The 1,265-nt window shown below is 70.4% G+C and carries 2 protein-coding genes; one reads left to right on the plus strand and one right to left on the minus strand.

All coding sequences use genetic code 11. From position 1 onward, the window contains the following. Positions 1–325, minus strand: a 325-nt coding sequence (arfB, locus tag ACYVE9_RS27345; protein WP_461030574.1) for an alternative ribosome rescue aminoacyl-tRNA hydrolase ArfB, incomplete at its 3' end; no start/stop codon positions are given. Between the two features lie 207 nt (positions 326–532). Between arfB and ACYVE9_RS27350 the strand changes: the two genes are divergently transcribed. Then, entirely contained in the window at positions 533–1,108 is a 576-nt protein-coding gene (locus ACYVE9_RS27350; RefSeq protein ID WP_461030575.1) for a TerD family protein, read from the plus strand. The last annotated feature ends 157 nt before the right edge of the window (positions 1,109–1,265 follow it).

The following is a 1,265-nucleotide window of genomic DNA, read 5'->3' on the forward strand; positions in this document are numbered from 1 at the left end:
GCGGGGGTGGTGGCGGCGCCGTCGCCTCGGCCAGCAGGGCGACGAGCAGCAGCACGGCCGTCTCGCGGTTGCGCCACTGCGAGCGGTGGTCGCTGGCCCGGACCGTGAGCACGCCGTCCACCAGCCGGGAGGCGAGCCGCTCCAGCGCGCGTTCCTTCCACACCGGCGGCAGGGCGTCGGTGGCGGCCAGGTCGAAGCGCAGCTCCACCTGGCTGTCGGTGGTGTTGACGTGCTGGCCGCCGGGCCCGGAGGAACGGGAGAACCGCCAGCTCAACTCGGCTTCGGGAAGCGCGACCGCGCCGCGGATGAAGTAGGGACCGGACATGTCTCCATCGTCCCGGCGCGCACGCCTCGGCGCACGTTCTTTTCGGTACGCGTTCGCACGGATTTTCGCGCCCCCGACTGTGATCGCGCGCCGGATGAACACGGAAGGCTGGAACCAGCGCTCCGCCCGCAGCGTTGGGGAAGGTGACTGTACCGTCGTCGGAGCAACGATCCGACGAACGGACCCACGAGGAAAGGGACATCTCCCATGGCTGTGAGCCTGTCCAAGGGCGGCAACGTTTCGCTCACCAAGGAAGCGCCGGGCCTCACCGCGGTAACGGTCGGCCTGGGCTGGGACGTCCGCACCACCACCGGCACGGACTTCGACCTGGACGCCAGCGCCATCGCGGTCAACGCCGGTGGCCGGGTTCACTCCGACCAGCACTTCATCTTCTTCAACAACAAGGTCTCGCCCGAGCAGGCCATCGAGCACACGGGTGACAACGTCACCGGTGAGGGCGAGGGCGACGACGAGCAGATCAAGGTGAACCTGGCGACGCTGCCCGCCGAGATCGACAAGATCGTCTTCCCGGTCTCGATCTACGACGCCGAGGCCCGCAGCCAGAACTTCGGCCAGGTGCGGAACGCCTTCATCCGCATCATCAACCAGGCCGGCGGCACCGAGATCGCGCGCTACGACCTCAGCGAGGACGCGGCCACCGAGACGGCGATGGTCTTCGGCGAGCTGTACCGCAACGGCGACGAGTGGAAGTTCCGCGCAGTCGGCCAGGGCTACGCCTCCGGCCTGACGGGCATCGCGCAGGACTTCGGCGTCGGCGTCTGACCCTCCGGTCACCCGGCACCTCCGGTCCCGGCGCCTCCGGGCGCCTCAGCCCGGAGCACGCCACGCGCACGGGTTCGCCCCTGCGCACGCCACACCACGCACGCCCCCGGCATCCAGCCGGGGGCGTGCGCGCGTTCGCGCACGCCCAGCCGGTCCG

This window comes from Streptomyces sparsus, from assembly GCF_054776295.1.

Coding starts and splice junctions, on each gene's coding strand:
- ACYVE9_RS27350 (WP_461030575.1), top strand. CDS start 533: ATGGCTGTGAGCCTGTCCAAGGGCGGCAACGTTTCGCTCACCAAGGAA.